The 17963-nt window shown below is 70.9% G+C and carries 14 protein-coding genes; 9 read left to right on the top strand and 5 right to left on the bottom strand.

Going from position 1 to position 17963, the window contains the following annotated elements; genetic code table 11:
* Positions 1-17 precede the first annotated feature (17 nt).
* Both CG719_RS30510 and CG719_RS30505 read right to left on the bottom strand, forming a co-directional pair.
* Positions 18-395 (bottom strand): WhiB family transcriptional regulator, encoded by a 378-nt coding sequence (locus tag CG719_RS30510; protein ID WP_100571958.1) that lies wholly within the window; start codon positions 393-395, stop codon positions 18-20.
* Between the two features lie 140 nt (positions 396-535).
* Positions 536-1231: a DUF1707 SHOCT-like domain-containing protein gene (locus CG719_RS30505; protein ID WP_100571957.1), complete on the bottom strand. Its 696-nt coding sequence runs from the start codon at positions 1229-1231 to the stop codon at positions 536-538.
* A gap of 181 nt (positions 1232-1412) precedes the next feature.
* On the opposite strand from CG719_RS30505, the gene CG719_RS30500 reads away from it, so the two are divergent.
* From CG719_RS30500 to CG719_RS30485, 4 genes are all read left to right on the top strand, one after another.
* Entirely contained in the window at positions 1413-3107 is a 1695-nt protein-coding gene (locus tag CG719_RS30500) for a fumarate hydratase (RefSeq protein ID WP_100571956.1), read from the top strand.
* Between the two features lie 102 nt (positions 3108-3209).
* Positions 3210-4595, top strand: a complete 1386-nt coding sequence (locus CG719_RS30495; RefSeq protein ID WP_100571955.1) for a class II fumarate hydratase — start codon at positions 3210-3212, stop codon at positions 4593-4595.
* Between the two features lie 72 nt (positions 4596-4667).
* Positions 4668-5360: a cytidylyl-2-hydroxypropylphosphonate hydrolase gene (gene fomD, locus CG719_RS30490; RefSeq protein WP_100571954.1), complete on the top strand. Its 693-nt coding sequence runs from the start codon at positions 4668-4670 to the stop codon at positions 5358-5360.
* Positions 5361-5645: 285 nt separating this feature from the next.
* Positions 5646-7817 carry a SpoIIE family protein phosphatase gene (locus CG719_RS30485; protein ID WP_199836843.1) on the top strand — a complete coding sequence of 724 codons (2172 nt, stop codon included), beginning with the start codon at positions 5646-5648 and terminating at the stop codon, positions 7815-7817.
* A 140-nt stretch (positions 7818-7957) separates the two neighbouring features.
* On the opposite strand, the gene CG719_RS30480 is transcribed toward CG719_RS30485, so the two are convergent.
* Entirely contained in the window at positions 7958-10294 is a 2337-nt protein-coding gene (locus CG719_RS30480; RefSeq protein WP_100571952.1) for a transglycosylase domain-containing protein, read from the bottom strand.
* A gap of 335 nt (positions 10295-10629) precedes the next feature.
* Between CG719_RS30480 and CG719_RS30475 the strand changes: the two genes are divergently transcribed.
* The 3 genes from CG719_RS30475 (at position 10630) to CG719_RS30465 (ending at position 14212) form a co-directional block, all read left to right on the top strand.
* On the top strand, positions 10630-11154 hold the full coding sequence (locus CG719_RS30475) for a PadR family transcriptional regulator (protein WP_100571951.1): 525 nt from the start codon (positions 10630-10632) through the stop codon (positions 11152-11154).
* Positions 11151-11840 (top strand): ABC transporter ATP-binding protein, encoded by a 690-nt coding sequence (locus CG719_RS30470; protein ID WP_100571950.1) that lies wholly within the window; start codon positions 11151-11153, stop codon positions 11838-11840. Before CG719_RS30475 ends, CG719_RS30470 begins: the two co-directional genes overlap by 4 nt.
* A gap of 68 nt (positions 11841-11908) precedes the next feature.
* Complete coding sequence (locus CG719_RS30465) at positions 11909-14212, top strand: ABC transporter permease (protein ID WP_100571949.1); 2304 nt, start codon at positions 11909-11911, stop codon at positions 14210-14212.
* 42 nt (positions 14213-14254) lie between these two features.
* On the opposite strand, the gene CG719_RS30460 is transcribed toward CG719_RS30465, so the two are convergent.
* Positions 14255-15214 (bottom strand): LysR substrate-binding domain-containing protein, encoded by a 960-nt coding sequence (locus CG719_RS30460; protein ID WP_100571948.1) that lies wholly within the window; start codon positions 15212-15214, stop codon positions 14255-14257.
* A 133-nt stretch (positions 15215-15347) separates the two neighbouring features.
* On the opposite strand from CG719_RS30460, the gene CG719_RS30455 reads away from it, so the two are divergent.
* Together CG719_RS30455 and CG719_RS30450 are read left to right on the top strand one after the other, a co-directional pair.
* Positions 15348-15902, top strand: a complete 555-nt coding sequence (locus CG719_RS30455; RefSeq protein ID WP_100571947.1) for a peroxiredoxin — start codon at positions 15348-15350, stop codon at positions 15900-15902.
* 4 nt (positions 15903-15906) lie between these two features.
* Positions 15907-16440, top strand: coding sequence for an alkyl hydroperoxide reductase (locus CG719_RS30450; protein WP_100571946.1), 534 nt, complete (start codon positions 15907-15909; stop codon positions 16438-16440).
* Between the two features lie 57 nt (positions 16441-16497).
* Here CG719_RS30450 and CG719_RS30445 read toward each other — a convergent pair whose 3' ends face one another.
* Positions 16498-17877 carry an AI-2E family transporter gene (locus tag CG719_RS30445; protein ID WP_100571945.1) on the bottom strand — a complete coding sequence of 460 codons (1380 nt, stop codon included), beginning with the start codon at positions 17875-17877 and terminating at the stop codon, positions 16498-16500.
* Positions 17878-17963 lie beyond the last annotated feature (86 nt).

Below are 17963 nucleotides of genomic sequence, written 5' to 3'. Positions count from 1 at the left end.
TCCGCGGGCGTACGGGCCTACCCCGCGGCCGCTATGCGGCCGGTGGCGCGGGCCGCCTTCTTCAGTTCCACGTCGCGGCGGCGGCGCCGGGCCAGGACCACGCGGCGCTCGGCGGCGGTGAGGCCGCCCCAGACGCCGTAGGGCTCGGGCTGCAGCAGCGCGTGCTCACGGCACTCGACCATGACGGGGCAGCGCGCGCAGACGCGCTTGGCCGCCTCCTCGCGGGACAGCCGCGCGGCGGTGGGTTCCTTGGAGGGTGCGAAGAACAGGCCCGCCTCGTCACGTCGGCACACCGCCTCGGTGTGCCACGGCGCGTCCTGATCCCTGTCACGCGCCGGCGCCCGCTGGGCCGGAACGGCAGCTACCTGCAGCGACGAATGCGGCGGTTGCAGCACGGTCTTCTCCTGACGACGGCTTCGCGAGCGGGAGGGTCCAAGAGACGATGCAGCAAGGCCTACCCGCTGTACGCGCGCCTATGCACTGAGTTCCCAACCGCCCGACCGCGACCGCCGGCGTCCGCGAACGACCGCTGTTGTCACATGTGCTTGCGCAGATGCTTGTCCACCTTGCGGTGGACCCGGTCGAGGATGTCCGCGACGAGCTTGCCCCGCCTCGGCCGCGCCTCGACGTTGCCCAGCACGGCCCAGCCGTCGACGTAGACGACGGGCGCCTCCGAATCGGCCGAGTCCAGCGTGATCACCTCGAAGTTGCCGAGGACGCCGCCGCCGGTGCCGCGCAGCGACACGTTCTCCGGGACGCGGACCTGCACGTCGCCGAAGACCGAGACGGCCTTGATCACGACCTGCTGGTACTCGAAGACCGCCTCGCTGAGGTCGATCTCCACGCTGCCGAAGACCGCGTACGCGTGCACCCGGCGCCCGGGGCGCCAGCGGCCGCGGCGGCTGGCCTGGCTGAACACCGCCACCACGTTCTCGTCGGCGACGGGGGGTATCGCGCCGGCCATCGGCCGGTTCGGCGCCGGGGTGTACGCGGCGGCCACAGGGCCCTGATGGGCGGCGGGCAGGTCCTGGATGAAGACCTCCAGCTCGCCGACCGTCTTGGCGTTCAGCACCCCCTCGACGCGCTCGGCGTGCTCGTCGGCGTTCAGACGGCCCTCGGCGAGGGCCTCGCGCAGGATGTCGGCGATACGGTCACGGTCGGCGTCCGAGGCACGCAGTTCGGCGACAGGGGCGGCGGCCGTACGCGGTTCGGTCTGCTTCTGAAGGTCCACGGCAGCAGGGTACCGAAACGCGATAGATCGCGACTAGGGGTGTGGACGACGGGCGCGCCGCGCATCGCGCCGGTCCGCGCTGAGCCGGACCTCACAGGTTCACCGTCGGTGGCAGGTTCTACGCTGGTGAGCGCCCGCCGGAGCCGGCGGGCGCCGTCTGCCGAGTGAGGAATGGGCTGACATGCCGCGTACTTCCCCCCCTGCCCGCCCTGCGTTCGCGTACACCGATCTTCTCCCCCAGGGTGAGGACACCACCCCGTACCGGCTGGTGACGTCCGAGGGCGTCTCCACCGTCGAGGGACCCGACGGGCGTACGTTCCTCAAGGTCGAGCCGGAGGCGCTGCGCGAGCTGGCCGCGGAGGCCGTCCACGACATCCAGCACTACCTGCGCCCGGCCCACCTCGCCCAGCTCCGCCGCATCATCGACGACCCGGAGGCCAGCGCGAACGACAAGTTCGTCGCCCTGGACCTGCTGAAGAACGCGAACATCGCGGCGGCCGGCGTGCTGCCCATGTGCCAGGACACGGGCACGGCGATCGTCATGGGCAAGCGCGGCCAGAACGTGCTGACGGCGGGCGAGGACGAGAAGGCCCTGTCCCGGGGCATCTACGACGCCTACACGAAGCTGAACCTGCGCTACTCGCAGATGGCCCCGCTCACCATGTGGGAGGAGAAGAACACCGGCTCCAACCTCCCCGCGCAGATCGAGCTGTACGCGACGGACGGCGGCGCGTACAAGTTCCTGTTCATGGCCAAGGGCGGCGGCTCGGCCAACAAGTCCTTCCTGTACCAGGAGACGAAGGCCGTCCTGAACGAGGCCTCCATGATGAAGTTCCTGGAGGAGAAGATCCGTTCGCTGGGCACCGCCGCCTGCCCGCCGTACCACCTGGCGATCGTGGTCGGCGGCACGAGCGCGGAGTACGCCCTGAAGACGGCGAAGTACGCCTCCGCGCACTACCTGGACAACCTGCCGACCGAGGGCTCGCCGCTCGGTCACGGCTTCCGGGACGAGGAGCTGGAGCAGAAGGTCTTCGAGCTGACGCAGAGGATCGGGATCGGCGCGCAGTTCGGCGGCAAGTACTTCTGCCACGACGTGCGCGTGGTCCGGCTGCCGCGGCACGGCGCGTCCTGCCCGGTCGCGATCGCGGTGTCCTGCTCGGCGGACCGGCAGGCCCTGGCGAAGATCACCCCCGAGGGCGTGTTCCTGGAGCAGCTGGAGAAGGACCCGGCGCGGTTCCTGCCGGAGACGACGGACGAGCACCTGGACGAGTCGTCGGACGTGGTCCGCATCGACCTCAACCAGCCGATGGAGTCGATCCTCGCCGAGCTGGCCAAGTATCCGGTCAAGACCCGGCTGTCGCTGACCGGCCCGCTGGTCGTGGCCCGGGACATCGCCCACGCGAAGATCAAGGAGCGGCTCGACGCGGGCGAGGAGATGCCGCAGTACCTCAAGGACCACCCGGTGTACTACGCGGGCCCGGCCAAGACGCCCGAGGGCTACGCCTCCGGCTCCTTCGGCCCGACCACGGCCGGCCGCATGGACTCCTACGTCGAGCAGTTCCAGGCGGCGGGCGGCTCCAAGGTGATGCTGGCCAAGGGCAACCGCAGCAAGCAGGTCACGGACGCGTGCGGCACCCACGGCGGCTTCTACCTCGGCTCGATCGGCGGTCCGGCGGCCCGGCTGGCCCAGGACTGCATCAAGAAGGTCGAGGTCGTGGAGTACGAGGAGCTCGGCATGGAGGCCGTCTGGAGGATCGAGGTCGAGGACTTCCCGGCGTTCATCGTCGTGGACGACAAGGGCAACGACTTCTTCCAGAACCCGGCCCCCCAGCCGACGTTCACGTCGATCCCGGTCCGGGGCCCCGGTCTGGCCTGAGCCGGTCCCCGCACACCCCCTGGAGCCCCCGGCAGCCGCCGGGGGCTCCCCCGTCCGGCCCACCGCCGGAACATCCCCACCGCCGCCCGCGCTGTACGCGGTATGAGCGAATACCGCACCGAGCACGACTCCATGGGCGAAGTCCAGGTCCCCGTCCACGCCAAGTGGCGTGCCCAGACGCAGCGGGCGGTGGAGAACTTCCCCGTCTCCGGGCAGCGGCTCGAGCGCGCGCACATCGAGGCGCTGGCCCGGATCAAGGGCGCCGCGGCCACGGTGAACGCGCGGCTCGGGGTGCTGGACGAGGACGTCGCCGAGGCGATCCGGGAGGCGGCGGCCGAGGTCGCCGAGGGCACGTGGGACGAGCACTTCCCGGTCGACGTCTTCCAGACCGGTTCCGGGACCTCGTCCAACATGAACACCAACGAGGTCGTCGCCACCCTCGCCGGCGAGCGGCTGGGCCGGGACGTGCACCCCAACGACCACGTCAACGCCTCGCAGTCCTCCAACGACGTCTTCCCGTCGTCGATCCACATCGCCGCCACCGCCGCCGTCACCCGCGACCTGGTGCCCGCCCTCGACCACCTCGCGAGCGCCCTCACCCGCAAGGCCGAGGAGTTCGCCGACGTGGTGAAGTCCGGGCGGACGCACCTGATGGACGCCACGCCCGTGACCCTCGGCCAGGAGTTCGCCGGGTACGCCGCCCAGGTCCGGTACGGCGTCGAGCGTCTGAACGCCTCCCTGCCCCGGCTGGCCGAGCTGCCGCTCGGCGGGACCGCCGTCGGCACCGGCATCAACACCCCGCCCGGTTTCTCCGCCGCCGTGATCGGGGAGGTCGCCCGCGCGACCGGGCTGCCGCTCACCGAGGCCCGCGACCACTTCGAGGCGCAGGGCGCCAGGGACGGCATCGTCGAGACCAGCGGCCAGCTGCGGACCATCGCCGTGGGGCTGACGAAGATCGCCAACGATCTGCGGTGGATGGCCTCCGGGCCCAGGACCGGGCTCGCCGAGATCTCTCTGCCCGACCTCCAGCCCGGCTCCTCGATCATGCCCGGCAAGGTCAACCCGGTCGTCCCCGAGGCCGTCCTCATGGTCTGCGCCCAGGTCGTCGGCAACGACGCCACCGTCGCCACCGCAGGCGCCGCCGGCAACTTCGAGCTCAACGTCATGCTCCCGGTCATCGCCAAGAACGTGCTGGAGTCGATCCGGCTGCTGGCCAACGTGTCCCGGCTGCTCGCCGACCGGACCGTCGACGGGATCGTCGCCCACCGCGAACGGGCCCGCGAGTACGCCGAGTCCTCGCCGTCCGTGGTCACCCCGCTCAACAAGTACCTGGGGTACGAGGAGGCGGCGAGGGTCGCCAAGAAGGCGCTGGCCGAGCAGAAGACGATCCGTCAGGTCGTCGTCGAGGGCGGCTACGTCGAGCGCGGACTGCTCACGACGGCACAACTCGACCAGGCGCTGGACGTCCTGCGGATGACGCACCCGTAACCACCTGCCACCCAAGCGTGAACGATGCCGTCCCGCACGGCGGAGGATGCCCCGGGCACCTAATATTTGGCCATGGCAGACGACGGAGCGACCGCACGCGCGACGACGGGCGGTGCGACGGCATCCTGGACCCCCGGCAGCCAGATCCTGTGGCGGTACCGGGAGAACGGCGGCGCGCGCTTCCACATCGTGCGGCCCGTGACCGTCGTGCGGGACGACCCGGAGCTGCTCGCCGTGTGGATGGCGCCCGGCACCGAATGTGTCAGACCCGTGCTCGCCGACGGCACACCCGTGCACCTGGAGCCGCTCGCGTCGCGCTACACCAAGCCGCGCACCGTGCGGCGCGACCGCTGGTCCGGCACGGGCGTGCTGAAGCTGGCCCGGCCCGGCGAGCCCTGGTCGGTGTGGCTGTTCTGGGAGCCCGGCTGGCGGTTCAAGAACTGGTACGTCAACCTGGAGGAACCGCTGGTCCGCTGGGTGGGCGGGGTCGACTCCGAGGACCACTTCCTTGACATCTCCGTCCACCCCGACCGCAGTTGGCGCTGGCTGGACGAGGACGAGTTCGCTCAGGCGCAGCAGGACGGGCTGGTGGACGCCGAACTCGCCGAGCGGATCCGGGCCTCGGGCCGCGAGGCCGTGGAGACGATCCGCGCCTGGCGGCCGCCGTTCAGCGAGTCCTGGCAGCAGTGGCGCCCGGATCCCGCCTGGGAGGTACCGTCACTGCCGGACGACTGGGACCGCACCCCCACGCGCGTGGCCTCATGAGACCCTTGATACGCCCCCGGGCGGGAACCGTAGGATCGTCCTCCGCAACAGGCGCAGGGCCGGTACCAACTCCCGGAGTGACAACCGGGACTGATCGAACGTCACCGAGGGGCGGCAGGACGTGAGCGAGGGGTACGAGGGCAACACCCGTGCGGGCCGCGGTCGGTCCGCCGGTGGCACAGCAACAGCCTCTGACCACGCCGGAAATCCGTTCCTGGGGCATGTATTCCGGGTATCGGGTCTTCGGCGGGACGAACTGCGCGCCCGGCGCGCAGCCCCGGACGGATGGATTCGACACGCGTGACGGAGCAGCCGACCTCCTTCGAACGCCCGCAGCCGGGCGCCGACCCCGCGGACGCCCGCGGGGCGCTTCTGCGTACCCCCTCCGCCCCGGCGGCCGCGGCCTTACCGCTTCAGTCCGGCCCGGCCGACGACGTGCCGCGTCCGGCCGCCGCGGCCGGGTCCGAGCACTCCCAGCCGGCGTCCGCCGAGCCCGACGCACACCGTCCGCGCCCCGCGCCGGACGGCATCCCCGCCCAGCCGGACGCGGCGGCCAGGGTCGCCGGGGGCAGGTCCGGCGACGGCGGCGCCCCCGACGGCGCCGGGTCCGGTCCGGCTGACGCCGAGGCGTCCCGCACGGCGGGCGGGCCCGGTGGCCAGGAGCGCCGGGCCGGGCGCGGTGCGCCTCCCGGCGGCCAGGAGCGCCGTACCGGGAAAGGGCTGCCGCCCGGGCGGACGCTGCCGATGCGGCGGGACGGGGACCGGCTGCGGTTCGTGGGTGCGGCCACCCGGCGCATCGCGCGCGGCCTGGACCTCGACGAGATCGTCCTCGGGTTGTGCCGGGCCACCGTGCCCACCTTCTCCGACGCCATCCTCGTGTATCTGCGCGAGCCTCTGCCGGTGGGCGACGAGCGGCCCGCCGGCCCGCTCGTCCTGCGGCTGCGCCGCACCGACCGGATACCGGCGGACCGCGACAACGAGCTGGGGTTCATGTCGGCGCCGGTTCCGGAGCAGCCGGCCGAGCTGTCGGCGGTGACCAACGAGCTGTGCGAGGTACGGCCCGGATCCGCGCTGGGCGAGGTGCTGCGCGGCGTGCGTCCGGTGTTCACGGACACCGCGGCCGCCCACCTGGCGCTGACGGAACTCCTCGGCGAGGACTCCGAGTTGGTCGTGCCCGACGGGCAGCGCACCATTCTCGCCCCGCTGCGCGGCCGGCGCCGGGTGATCGGCGCCGCGCTGTTCCTGCGCCGCCCGGAACGCCACGCGTTCCAGCCCGACGACCTGCTCGTCGCCGCGCAGCTCGCCACGCACAGCGCGCTGGGCATCGACAAGGCCGTGCTGTACGGCCGCGAGGCGTACATCGCCGACGAGTTGCAGCGCACCATGCTGCCGGAGACGCTGCCGCGCCCCACCGGCGTACGGCTGGCCTCCCGCTATCTGCCCGCCGCGGAGACCGCGCGGGTCGGCGGGGACTGGTACGACGCGATCCCGCTGCCCGGCAGCCGGGTCGCCCTCGTCGTCGGCGACGTCATGGGCCACTCCATGACCTCGGCCGCGATCATGGGCCAGCTGCGCACCACCGCGCAGACCCTGGCCGGGCTCGACCTGCCGCCGCAGGAGGTGCTGCACCACCTCGACGAGCAGGCACAGCGCCTGGGCTCCGACCGCATGGCGACCTGCCTGTACGCGGTCTACGACCCGGTCGCGCACCGCATCACCATCGCCAACGCCGGCCACCCGCCACCCGTCCTGCTGCACCTGGGCGGCCGGTCCGAGGTGCTGCGGGTGCCGCCGGGCGCGCCGATCGGCGTCGGCGGCGTCGACTTCGAGGCGGTGGAGCTGGACGCCCCGGCGGGCGCGACCCTGCTGCTCTACACCGACGGCCTCGTCGAGTCGCGGCTGCGGGACGTGTGGACGGGCATAGAGCAGCTGCGCGAGAAGCTCTCGGCGACCGCGCAGCTCACCGGCCCCGATCACCCGCCGCCGCTGGAGGCGCTGTGCGACGAGGTGCTCGACATGCTCGGCCCGGGCGACCGGGACGACGACATCGCGCTCCTCGCCGCCCGCTTCGACGGCATCGCGCCGAGCGACGTGGCGTACTGGACCCTGGACCCGGAGGTCGCCGCCCCCGGCCAGGCCCGCCGCCTGGCCCGCGGGGCGCTGTCCCGCTGGGGCCTGGAGGAGCTCACCGACTCCGTGGAGCTGCTGATCAGCGAGGTCGTCACCAACGCGGTGCGCTACGCCTCCCGCCCGGTCACCCTGCGCCTGCTGCGCACGGATGTGCTGCGCTGCGAGGTCGGCGACGACGTGCCGCAACTGCCGCGCCTGCGCCAGGCCCGCGCCACGGACGAGGGCGGACGCGGCCTGTACCTGGTGAACAAGCTGGCCCGACGCTGGGGCGCGACCCGGCTGAGCACGGGCAAGGTGGTCTGGTTCGAGGTCGCCACTCGGCCGTGAACGGCCAGGTCCGGAACCGGCGGCGGACACCGCGATGATCCGGGGCCGCTTTTCGGGGAAGCAACGAACAGCAAGGGGCGCCCGGCCTGGACCGGGCGCCCCTTCGTACTGCTCACCTCGCGGTGATCACCGCATGCCGCTCACTGATCGTTGGGAAGGAGCGGGTTGTCGCTGAGGTCGTCCGTCGGCTCTCTGCTCGACGACGTGTCGCTCGGCGACTGCGACGGTGTCTGGCTCGGCGTCTGCGACGGCGTCTCACTGGGCGTGTCGCTGGGCGACTCGGACACCGCCGGCGGGCTGCTCGAGGGCGTCTCGGACGGAGTCTCGCTCGGCGACTCGGAGACCGTCGGGGACGTGGACGGCTCCACGGCGGCACCCTGCTTGGTGTCCAGGTCGAACTTGCTGACGTCGCCCATCACGCCGAAGGTGTACTCGGCCCAGATCCTCGCGGGGGGCCCACCGCCGTTCACGCGCGGCTCGCCGATAGCCCCGTACAACGGAACGTGCTCGCCGTTCTTGGACACGTCCTCGCCGAACAGGCCGACCGAGGTGACCAGACCCGGCGTGTAACCGGTGAACCAGGCCGACTTGTTCTTGTCGGACGTACCCGTCTTGCCCGCGACCTGCTGGCCGTTGCGCTGCGGATTGTCCCGCACCGACGTCTTGGCCGTACCGTCGTCGACCACGCCGGTCAGCACGGAGGTGACCGTGTCGGCGGCCTCGCGGCTGATGACCTGCTCGCCGATCGGGTCGGCCATCTTGATCGTACGGTCCTTCTGCTCGGCCGACTTGACGATGGTCGGGGTGACCTTCCTGCCGTGGTTGTCGAGGGTGGCGTAGATCCCGGCCATCTCCAGCGGGCTGGCGCCCATGGAGCCCAGCGTCTGGGCCGGTACCGACTGCATGCCCTTGGTGTCCATGCCGAGCTTGCGGGCGACGTCCATCACGTTGTCCATGCCCACGTCGACGCCCATCTGCGCGAAGACGGAGTTGACGGACGCGTTCATGGCCCTCTGGACCGTGACGTTCCCGTAGTTCTGGTCGTCCTCGTTGGGCGGGCCGAAGCCGACCTTGGTGCCGTGGTCCACGACCTGGCGGCCGCTGGTGCCGTCGTAGACGGTGTTCGCAGCGATCGGCCGGCCGTCCTGGGTCCTGGAGTCCTCGTCCAGCGCCGCGGCCAGGATCACCGGCTTGAAGGTGGAGGCCGGCTGGTAGTCCCGCCGGGTCGCGTTGCTGAAGTAGTGCTTCAGGTAGTCCTCGCCGCCGTACAGGGCGACGACGTACCCGGTCTTCGGGTCGACGGAGACGGCGCCGGCCTGGACGTGCTTGTCCACCGACCGCTTCTTCGGTTCGAGCTTGCTGGTGAGCTGGGCCTTGACCGCCTCCTCCAGCGCGGCCTGCTTCTTCTTGTCGATGTTCAGGGTGATGTTCCAGCCCTGGCCCTCGACCAGTCGCTCCGCCTGGGCCTGCGTCAGGTCCTGGTCCTTCATCAGCTGCTGTTCGAGCTGGTGGTTGGCCAGCGCGATCAGGTAGCCCTTCTGGCCGTCCCGTCCGGGCGCGGGCCGGGGCTCCTTGGGGACGGGGAACTTCATGGCCTGCCGCTTGCCGGCGTTCAGCCAGTCCTGCTTGACCATGTTGTCCAGCACGTAGTTCCAGCGCTGCTGCGCGAGCCGCTTGCCGGTGTCGCTCGCGACGGCCCAGTCGTACTGGCTCGGCGCCTGCATCAGGGCGGCGAGGTAGGCCCCCTGCTGGACGGTGAGGTCCTTGGCGTCGACGCGGTAGTAGGCCTGTGCGGCGGCCTGGATGCCGTAGGCGCCCCGGCCGTAGTAGCTGGTGTTGATGTACCCGGCGAGGATGTCGTCCTTCGACATCCGCTGGTCCACCTTCAGCGAGATGACCAGTTCCTTCAGCTTGCGCGTGACGGTCTGGTCCTGGTTGAGGTAGAAGTTCTTGACGTACTGCTGGGTGATCGTCGATCCGCCCTGCGCGCCCTTGCCGCTCAGCGTGTTGAGCAGACCGCGGGCGGTGCCCCTCAGGTCCACGCCGTTGTCGCTGTAGAAGGTCTTGTTCTCGGCCGCGACGAAGCAGTGCTGGACGGCCTTGGGCACCTTGGACAGGTCCACCATCTCGCGGTTGACCTCGCCGGTACGGGCCAGGACCGAGCCGTCGCTGTACTTGTAGACGTTGCTCTGGAGCTGCGCGTCGGGGTTGCCCTCGGGTACGTCCACCACCAGGTACAGCACGATGAAGGAACCTATGCCCAGCAGGCAGACGCCGAGGAAGGCGCCGAGGATCTTCTTCCAGGTGAACAGGCGGCGTATGCCGCCCTTCCCCTTGGCGGGCCGGGCGGCCCTGCGTGCCGCGGCCCTGCCGCCGCCCTCGGGTCCTATGCCGGCCGCCGGTGTCCCGGACGGGCGCTGGGGCGCCGCGCGGCCGCCACCGCGCTGTCGCGCTCGTCTCTCTTCCGCTCGCCCCATGGGTCCGTACGCTCCGCTTCCGTCTCGGCTGTCACTCAGATGCGTGGTCCAGGTCAGCTCAGAAAACTAACACCGCTGCCTATGACAAAGGCCCGCTGATCCGCCCCATTACGGACGTGACAATCAGCACCTGTCCCACTGGATCCGACGTTCCAAGAGCGCCGAGGGTTGCCATCGGGCGATGAAGTGTTGCCACCCGGATGGACAGAGGCGGCCGACTGTCTCGTAGCAGAACCGTGACAAACGCCCCCCCACCTGCGCGATCGCCCCTTCCGTCACGCCGTGGACACGCGGTGTATACATCTCGCGTATACACACTGTGTACAGTCCTTGGCATGTCCATCGGTCACACCCTCCTGGGACTCCTTGAGTCCGGCCCGCGTCACGGTTACGACCTGAAGCGGGCCTTCGACGAGAAGTTCGGTCACGACCGGCCGCTGCACTACGGCCAGGTCTACTCGACGATGTCCCGCCTGCTGAAGAACGGACTCGTCGAGGTCGACGGAATCGAGGCGGGCGACGGCCCCGAGCGCAAGCGGTACGCGATCACCGAGGCCGGCGTCACCGACGTCGAGCAGTGGCTCGCCACTCCGGAGAAGCCGGAGCTGTACCTGCAGTCGACGCTCTACACCAAGGTCGTCCTTGCGCTGCTCACCCACCGCGATGCCGCCGACGTCCTCGACACCCAGCGCGCCGAGCACCTGCGCAGCATGCGGATCCTGACCGAGCGCAAGCGCAACGGGGATCTCGCCGACCAGCTCATCTGCGACCACGCCCTGTTCCACCTCGAGGCCGACCTGCGCTGGCTGGAGCTGACCGCGGCCCGTCTCGACAAGCTCCGTGAGGCGGTGGCCCGATGACCCCTCCCCCCGGCTCCCTGCTGACCGCCGAGAATCTGCACAAGGCCTACGGCCCGACCACCGCCCTGGACGGTGCCGGGTTCTCCATCCACGCCGGCGAGGTCGTCGCCGTGATGGGCCCCTCCGGCTCGGGCAAGTCCACGCTGCTGCACTGCCTCGCCGGGATCGTCACCCCCGACTCGGGTTCGATCACCTACGACGGCCGTGAGCTGTCGACCATGAACGACGCCCAGCGCAGTGCGCTCAGGCGCTCCGAGTTCGGCTTCGTCTTCCAGTTCGGCCAGCTGGTGCCCGAGCTGACCTGCGTGGAGAACGTGGCCCTGCCGCTCCGGCTGAACGGCACCTCCCGCAAGGAGGCCGAGCGGGCGGCACTGGAGTGGATGCGCCGACTGGAGGTCGACGACCTGCGCAAGAAACGCCCCGGCGAGGTCTCCGGCGGCCAGGGCCAGCGCGTCGCGGTGGCCCGGGCCCTGGTCACCGACCCGCGCGTCCTGTTCGCCGACGAACCGACCGGCGCACTGGACTCGCTCAACGGCGAGCGCGTGATGGAACTGCTCACGGAGGCCGCCCGGTCGTCCAACGCGGCCGTCGTCCTCGTCACGCACGAAGCACGGGTCGCCGCGTACTCCGACCGCGAGATCGTCGTACGGGACGGCAAGTCCCGGGACATGGAGCGCGTCGTATGAGCGTGCGATGGGGGCACCTCCCTGCTCGAGCGCAGTCGAGAGCTTGGGGGAGGGCTCGCGACCTGAGCATGGGGGCCAGGTTCGCGTTCACGGGGGGACGCGAGGGATGGCTCCGGGTCGTGCTCACGGCGGTCGGCGTCGGGCTCGGCGTGGCACTGCTGCTGCTCACGACCGCGATACCGAGCGCGCTGTCGGTACGGCACGAGCGGAGCGAGGCCCGCGAGGACTACACCTACATCCAGAACCCCCCGCCGAAGGCCGACGACACCCTGGTGATCGCGGACGTCGACACGACGTACCACGACAAGGAGGTGCGCGGACGTCTGGTGGAGCCCGAGGGGCCGCGGGCTCCGCTTCCCCCGGGAGTGGCCGCGTACCCGAAGCCGGGCGAGATGGTGGTCTCCCCCGCGCTCGAGGAACTGCTCGACTCCGGCTCCGCAAGGCTGCTGCGGGAGCGGCTGCCGTACCGAGTGACCGGCACGATCGCCGAGAGCGGACTCATCGGCTCCCGCGAACTGGCCTACTACGCGGGCGTGGAGAACCTGGCGGCGCGCATCAACGGCTGGCAGGTGGCCCGGATCACCGAGTTCGGCAGTCCGCAGCGGACGGAGCGCTCGGACCCGGTTCTGCTGCTGCTCGTGATGGTCGTCTTCGTGGCGCTGCTGATGCCGGTCGCCGTGTTCATCGCCGCGGCGGTGCGGTTCGGCGGCGAGCAGCGCGACCGCAGGCTCGCCGCGCTCCGGCTGGTCGGCTCCGACGGCCGGATGACCCGACGCATCGCGGCCGGCGAGGCGATGGCGGGCGCGTTGCTCGGGCTGGTCTTCGGTACGGTCTTCTTCCTGATCGGGCGCCAGGTGGCCGGGTCCGTCGAGGTCGTCGGCATCAGCGTCTTCCCCAGCTACCTCAACCCGTCCCCCTGGCTGGCCGCGCTGGTCGCGGTCGCGGTGCCGGCCGCGGCGGTGCTGGTCACCCTGCTGGCGCTGCGCGGAGTGGTCATCGAGCCGCTGGGCGTGGTGCGCACGGCGAAGCCCGCGCGGCGCAGGCTGTGGTGGCGGCTGTTGCTTCCCGTCGTGGGGCTGGGGATGCTCTACCCGATGTTCGGCCAGGGCCGCGGCAACGGGGACTTCAACCAGTATCTGGTGATCGGCGGCGTGACCCTGCTGCTGATCGGGGTGACCGCGCTGCTGCCGTGGGTCGTGGAGACGGTCGTCGCCCGGCTCGGCGGCGGTGGAGTGGCCTGGCAACTGGCGGTACGGCGGCTCCAGTTGAGCAGCGGCACGGCGGCACGGCTGGTCAGCGGCATCGCGGTCGCGGTGGCCGGGGCGATCGCGCTCCAGATGCTCTTCGCCGGGATCCAGGGCGACTACACCAAGGACTCCGGAAAGAACCTCTACCGGGCCCAGATGGAGGTGAGCGCGCCGCAGGGCATCTCGCTCACCGGGGCCGGCGAGAAGTTCTCGGCCACGAAGGGCGTGCGGAAGGCCACGGTGCTGTCCCAGGGATCGGTCGGTGACAAGTCCTGGAAGAGCGAGGAGGAGGATCGTGTCTCGGCCACGGCGACGATCGGCGACTGCGCCTCCCTGCGCGAGCTGGCGCGCATGTCCTCCTGCCGCGACGGGGACGTCTTCGCCCTCAGCGGCAGTGAGTTCGACGCCGACACCGTGAAGCTGGCCAAGCCCGGCCGCGAGCTGTACTTCGACATGTCCTACCGTGCGGAGCAGGACGAAGTTCCGTGGACCGTCCCGGCCACCGTGAAGCCCGCCCGCTCGATCGAGGACCCCAGGGGAGAAAGGCACAGCGGCCTGCTGATGACGCCGGCCGCGGCGCCCCCGGGGACGGCCACGAAGGTCTGGGGACAGATCTACCTGTCGATCGACCAGTCGGTCCCGAACGTGCACGAGTACGTGCGCAACACGGCGGCGGCGATCGACCCGATGACGGGCGCGCACGTGTGGGCCGCCGCCGAGGAGTCGAAGAAGTTCGCCTCCATCCGCACCGGCCTGTTCGTCGGCGCGACCTGTGTGCTGCTGCTGATCGGGGCGAGTCTGCTGGTGTCGCAGCTGGAGCAACTGCGGGAGCGGAAGAAGCTGCTGTCGGCGCTGGTCGCCTTCGGCACGCGGCGGCGCACGCTGAGCCTGTCGGTGCTGTGGCAGACGGCGATCCCGGTCATGCTCGGACTGCTGCTGGCCGCGGCGGTGGGGATGACGCTGGGAGCGGTGCTGCTGAAGATGACGGGCACGACGGTGGCCGTGCACTGGCCGAGCGTGCTGGCGATGACCGGCATGGGCGCGGGTGTCGTTCTCACGGTCACCCTGCTCAGCCTTCCGCCGCTGCTGCGCCTGATGCGCCCCGAGGGCCTGCGCACGGAGTGATCAAGCGGGGGTGATCCGGGATCGGGCCCCCGCACCCGGGGCTCAGTCCCGGTCGCCGTCCAGCACCCGCACCGGGAGGAGTCGCAGGTCCGCGCGCAGGGCGGCGGCCAGTTCCCGGTACTCGGCGGCGCGGGCCGCGCCGCCGCGCATGGCCAGGGCGATGCGGCGGGAGGGGGCGGGGTCGGCGAAGCGGCCGGTGAGGAGCCGGCTGTTGCGGGAGGTCTCGACCGTGAGGGCGGTGCGGGGCAGCAGGGTGCAGCCGAGACCGCCGGCGACGAGCTGGACGAGGGTGGACAGGCCCGCGGCGGTCGTCGACACCGGCGCGTTCTCGCGCCCGGCCTCGCGGCAGATGTCGAGCGCCTGGTCGCGCAGGCAGTGCCCCTCGTCGAGCAGCAGCAGATTGAGCTCCTTCAGGGCTTCGCGCGGTATGCCCGCTCGGCCGCCGAGCCGGTGGCCGAGCGGGGTCACCAGGACGAAGTCCTCGTCGAACAGGGGGAGTTCGACGACGCCGGGCACGGCGAGAGGTACGGCGAGGAGCAGCAGGTCGAGCCGCCCGGCGGCGAGCCCGTCCAGCAGGCTGGCGGTCTGCTCCTCGTGGACCTGGAGGTCGAGGTCGGGGTAGCGGTCGTGGACGAGCCGCAGCACGGTGGGCAGCAGATAGGGCGCGACGGTGGGGATCACACCGAGCCGCAGCACGCCGGTGAAGGGCGCCCGGACGGCCTCGGCCTCCTCCAGCAGGGCGCCGATGCCGTCGAGCACGACCCTGGTCCGCACGGCGAGCCGCTCTCCGGCCGGTGAGAGCAGCACCTTGCGCGTCGTACGCTCCAGCAGCGTGACACCGAGTGCCTCCTCCAGCGAGGAGACGGCCCCGGAGAGGGCCGGCTGGCTCATGCCGATCGCCGCGGCGGCGTCCCGGAAGTGCAGATGCTCCGCGACGGCGGCGAAGGCGCGCAACTGGGAGAGGGTAGGCTGCCTGCGCTTTCCGGGATTACCCACGGTCACTGATAACTACCTCCGATCAACCCGACCGAGTGTAGCTATTTCTGTAATCAATGCACCGTGTGCCAACATCAGCATCGTCCAACCCATGGGAAACGCCAGCAAGACCGGTGTTTCCTCGCTGCAAGGAGAGCACGTGCTCACTGTCGGTGACAAGTTCCCCGAGTTCGAACTGGCTGCCTGCGTCTCGCTGGAGAAGGGCAAGGAGTTCGAGACGATCGACCACAAGACCTATGAGGGCAAGTGGAAGGTCGTCTTCGCCTGGCCCAAGGACTTCACCTTCGTGTGCCCCACCGAGATCGCCGCCTTCGGGAAGCTGAACGACGAGTTCGCCGACCGTGACGCCCAGGTCCTCGGCTTCTCCGGCGACTCCGAGTTCGTGCACCACGCCTGGCGCAAGGACCACGACGACCTGCGTGACCTGCCGTTCCCGATGATGGCGGACTCCAAGCACGAGCTGATGCGCGACCTCGGCATCGAGGGTGAGGACGGCTTCGCCAAGCGCGCGGTCTTCATCGTCGACCAGAACAACGAGATCCAGTTCTCCATGGTGACGGCGGGCTCGGTCGGCCGTAACCCCAAGGAGGTCCTGCGGGTCCTGGACGCCCTCCAGACGGACGAGCTGTGCCCCTGCAACTGGACCAAGGGCGACGAGACCCTCGACCCGGTCGCTCTGCTGGCGGGTGAGTGACCCCATGTCCCTGGACTCCCTGAAGTCCGCCGTCCCGGACTACGCCAAGGACCTGAAGCTCAACCTGGGCTCGGTCATCGGCAACAGCGACCTGCCCGCGCAGCAGCTGTGGGGCACGGTGCTGGCGACGGCGATCGCCTCGCGCTCGCCGATCGTCCTGCGTGAGCTGGAGCCGGAGGCGAAGGCGAACCTGTCGCCGGAGGCGTACACCGCGGCGAAGGCCGCGGCGGCCGTCATGGCGATGAACAACGTCTTCTACCGCACCCGCCACCTCCTGTCCGACCAGGAGTACGGCACCCTGCGGGCCGGTCTGCGGATGAACGTCATCGGCAACCCCGGCGTCGACAAGGTCGACTTCGAGCTGTGGTCCTTCGCCGTCTCCGCCATCAACGGCTGCGGCATGTGCCTCGACTCCCACGAGCAGGTCCTGCGCAAGGCCGGCGTGGAGCGCGAGGTCGTCCAGGAGGCGTTCAAGATCGCCGCGGTGGTCCAGGCCGTCGCGACGACCCTCGACGCGGAAGCGGCCCTCGCGCAGTAACGGGCACCGCACGGCCGAACCCCGTCCACCCCTGAGGGTGGACGGGGTTCGCCTGTTTCAGCTCGGTTCGGAACCGCCCGGATCGTGACTCCCCGAGCCGGACGCCACGGTGGCCGGCTGCGCGGGAGCCGCCGCGGGCACCCGTGCCTGACGCCGCTCCTGTTCCCGCGCGTAGGCCCGCAGATACCCGACCACCGTGTTCGTCACCGCGACCAGCGGCACCGCCACCACCGCGCCGCCGATCCCTGCGATCAGCCCACCCGCGGCGACCGAGAGGACCACCGCCAGCGGGTGGACCCGCACGGCGCGGCCGAGGATGAACGGCTGCAGCACATGGCCCTCGAGCTGCTGCACCAGCAGCACCACCACCAGGACCATCACCGCGGTGAAGACCCCCTGGGTGACCAGGGCCACGACCACCGCCAGCGCGCCCGACATCACGGCGCCCACCAGCGGGATGAAGGCGAACAGGAAGATGAAGACGGCCAGCGGCACCGCCATCGGCACATTGAGGAAGTAGATCCCGAGGCCGATGAAGATCGCGTCGATCAGCGCCACGATCACCGTGCCGCGCACGTACGCGGTCAGTGTGCGCCAGGCCTGCGGGCCGGCACCGGCCACGCCCGGACGCGCCGCCGCCGGCACCAGCTTCAGCGTCCACTCCCAGATGCGCCTGCCGTCGTACAGCAGGAACAGTGTGGAGAAGACCGTCAGCAGGATCCCGGTCAGCGCCTCCACGATCACCGTCACGCCCTGGAGGCCGGCCGAGGTGATCTGGTCGGTGTTGGCACCGACCGCGTCCCGCAGGTTCTTCGCTATCTGGTTGATCTGCTTGTCGGTGACATGGAAGGGGCTGTCCAGCAGCCACTTGCGGAGCTGGTCGATGCCGTCCTGGATCTGGTTGGAGAGCGTGTCGATGTTCTCCATGACCTGCCAGGTCACGAACCACCCGATCAGCCCCATGATGACGAAGCCGAGGATCGCGGTGAGCGCGGTGGCCGGCCCGCGCGGCAGTCCGTGCCGCCTCAGCCAGGCCACCGCCGGCTGGAGCAGCGCCGTGATGAGCAGTGCGGTCACGAACGCCAGCACCACCAACTGGATGGCGCTGATAGCGCGCATCAGCACCCACACGGTGCCCGCGAGCACCAGCACCCGCCAGCCGGCCTCCGCGGCCACCCGCACGCCCCACGGCACCGCCTGGGCGGGATCGGGCCGGGCGGCGCCGGCGGTCGTCGTGTCCGGCACGGGCTGGACGTCCACGTCCATGCCCACGTCCACGCCCACGTCCGGCTCCGGCCGGGCGTGATCGGTGGCGTCCATGGGGTCGGGGGGGCCGGCGTGGACCTTCTCCACCTCGGCGCGGCGTTCGTCCAACCGCTCACCCATTTCGGTGAGTCCGGCGCCCAGCCTGCCGAGCCACCCTGGCACTCGCGACATGATCCGTCCTCTTCCCCCGTCTCTCCCCACCACTCCCCCCTGGAGTCGTCCGGTCCGACCGTACAGGGCAACAGCCCCTCCCCCTA

This window comes from Streptomyces sp. CB01373 (assembly GCF_002803075.1).
In the GTDB taxonomy this organism is placed as follows: Bacteria; Actinomycetota; Actinomycetes; order Streptomycetales; family Streptomycetaceae; genus Streptomyces.
This window is presented reverse-complemented; position numbering and strand designations above follow the sequence as displayed.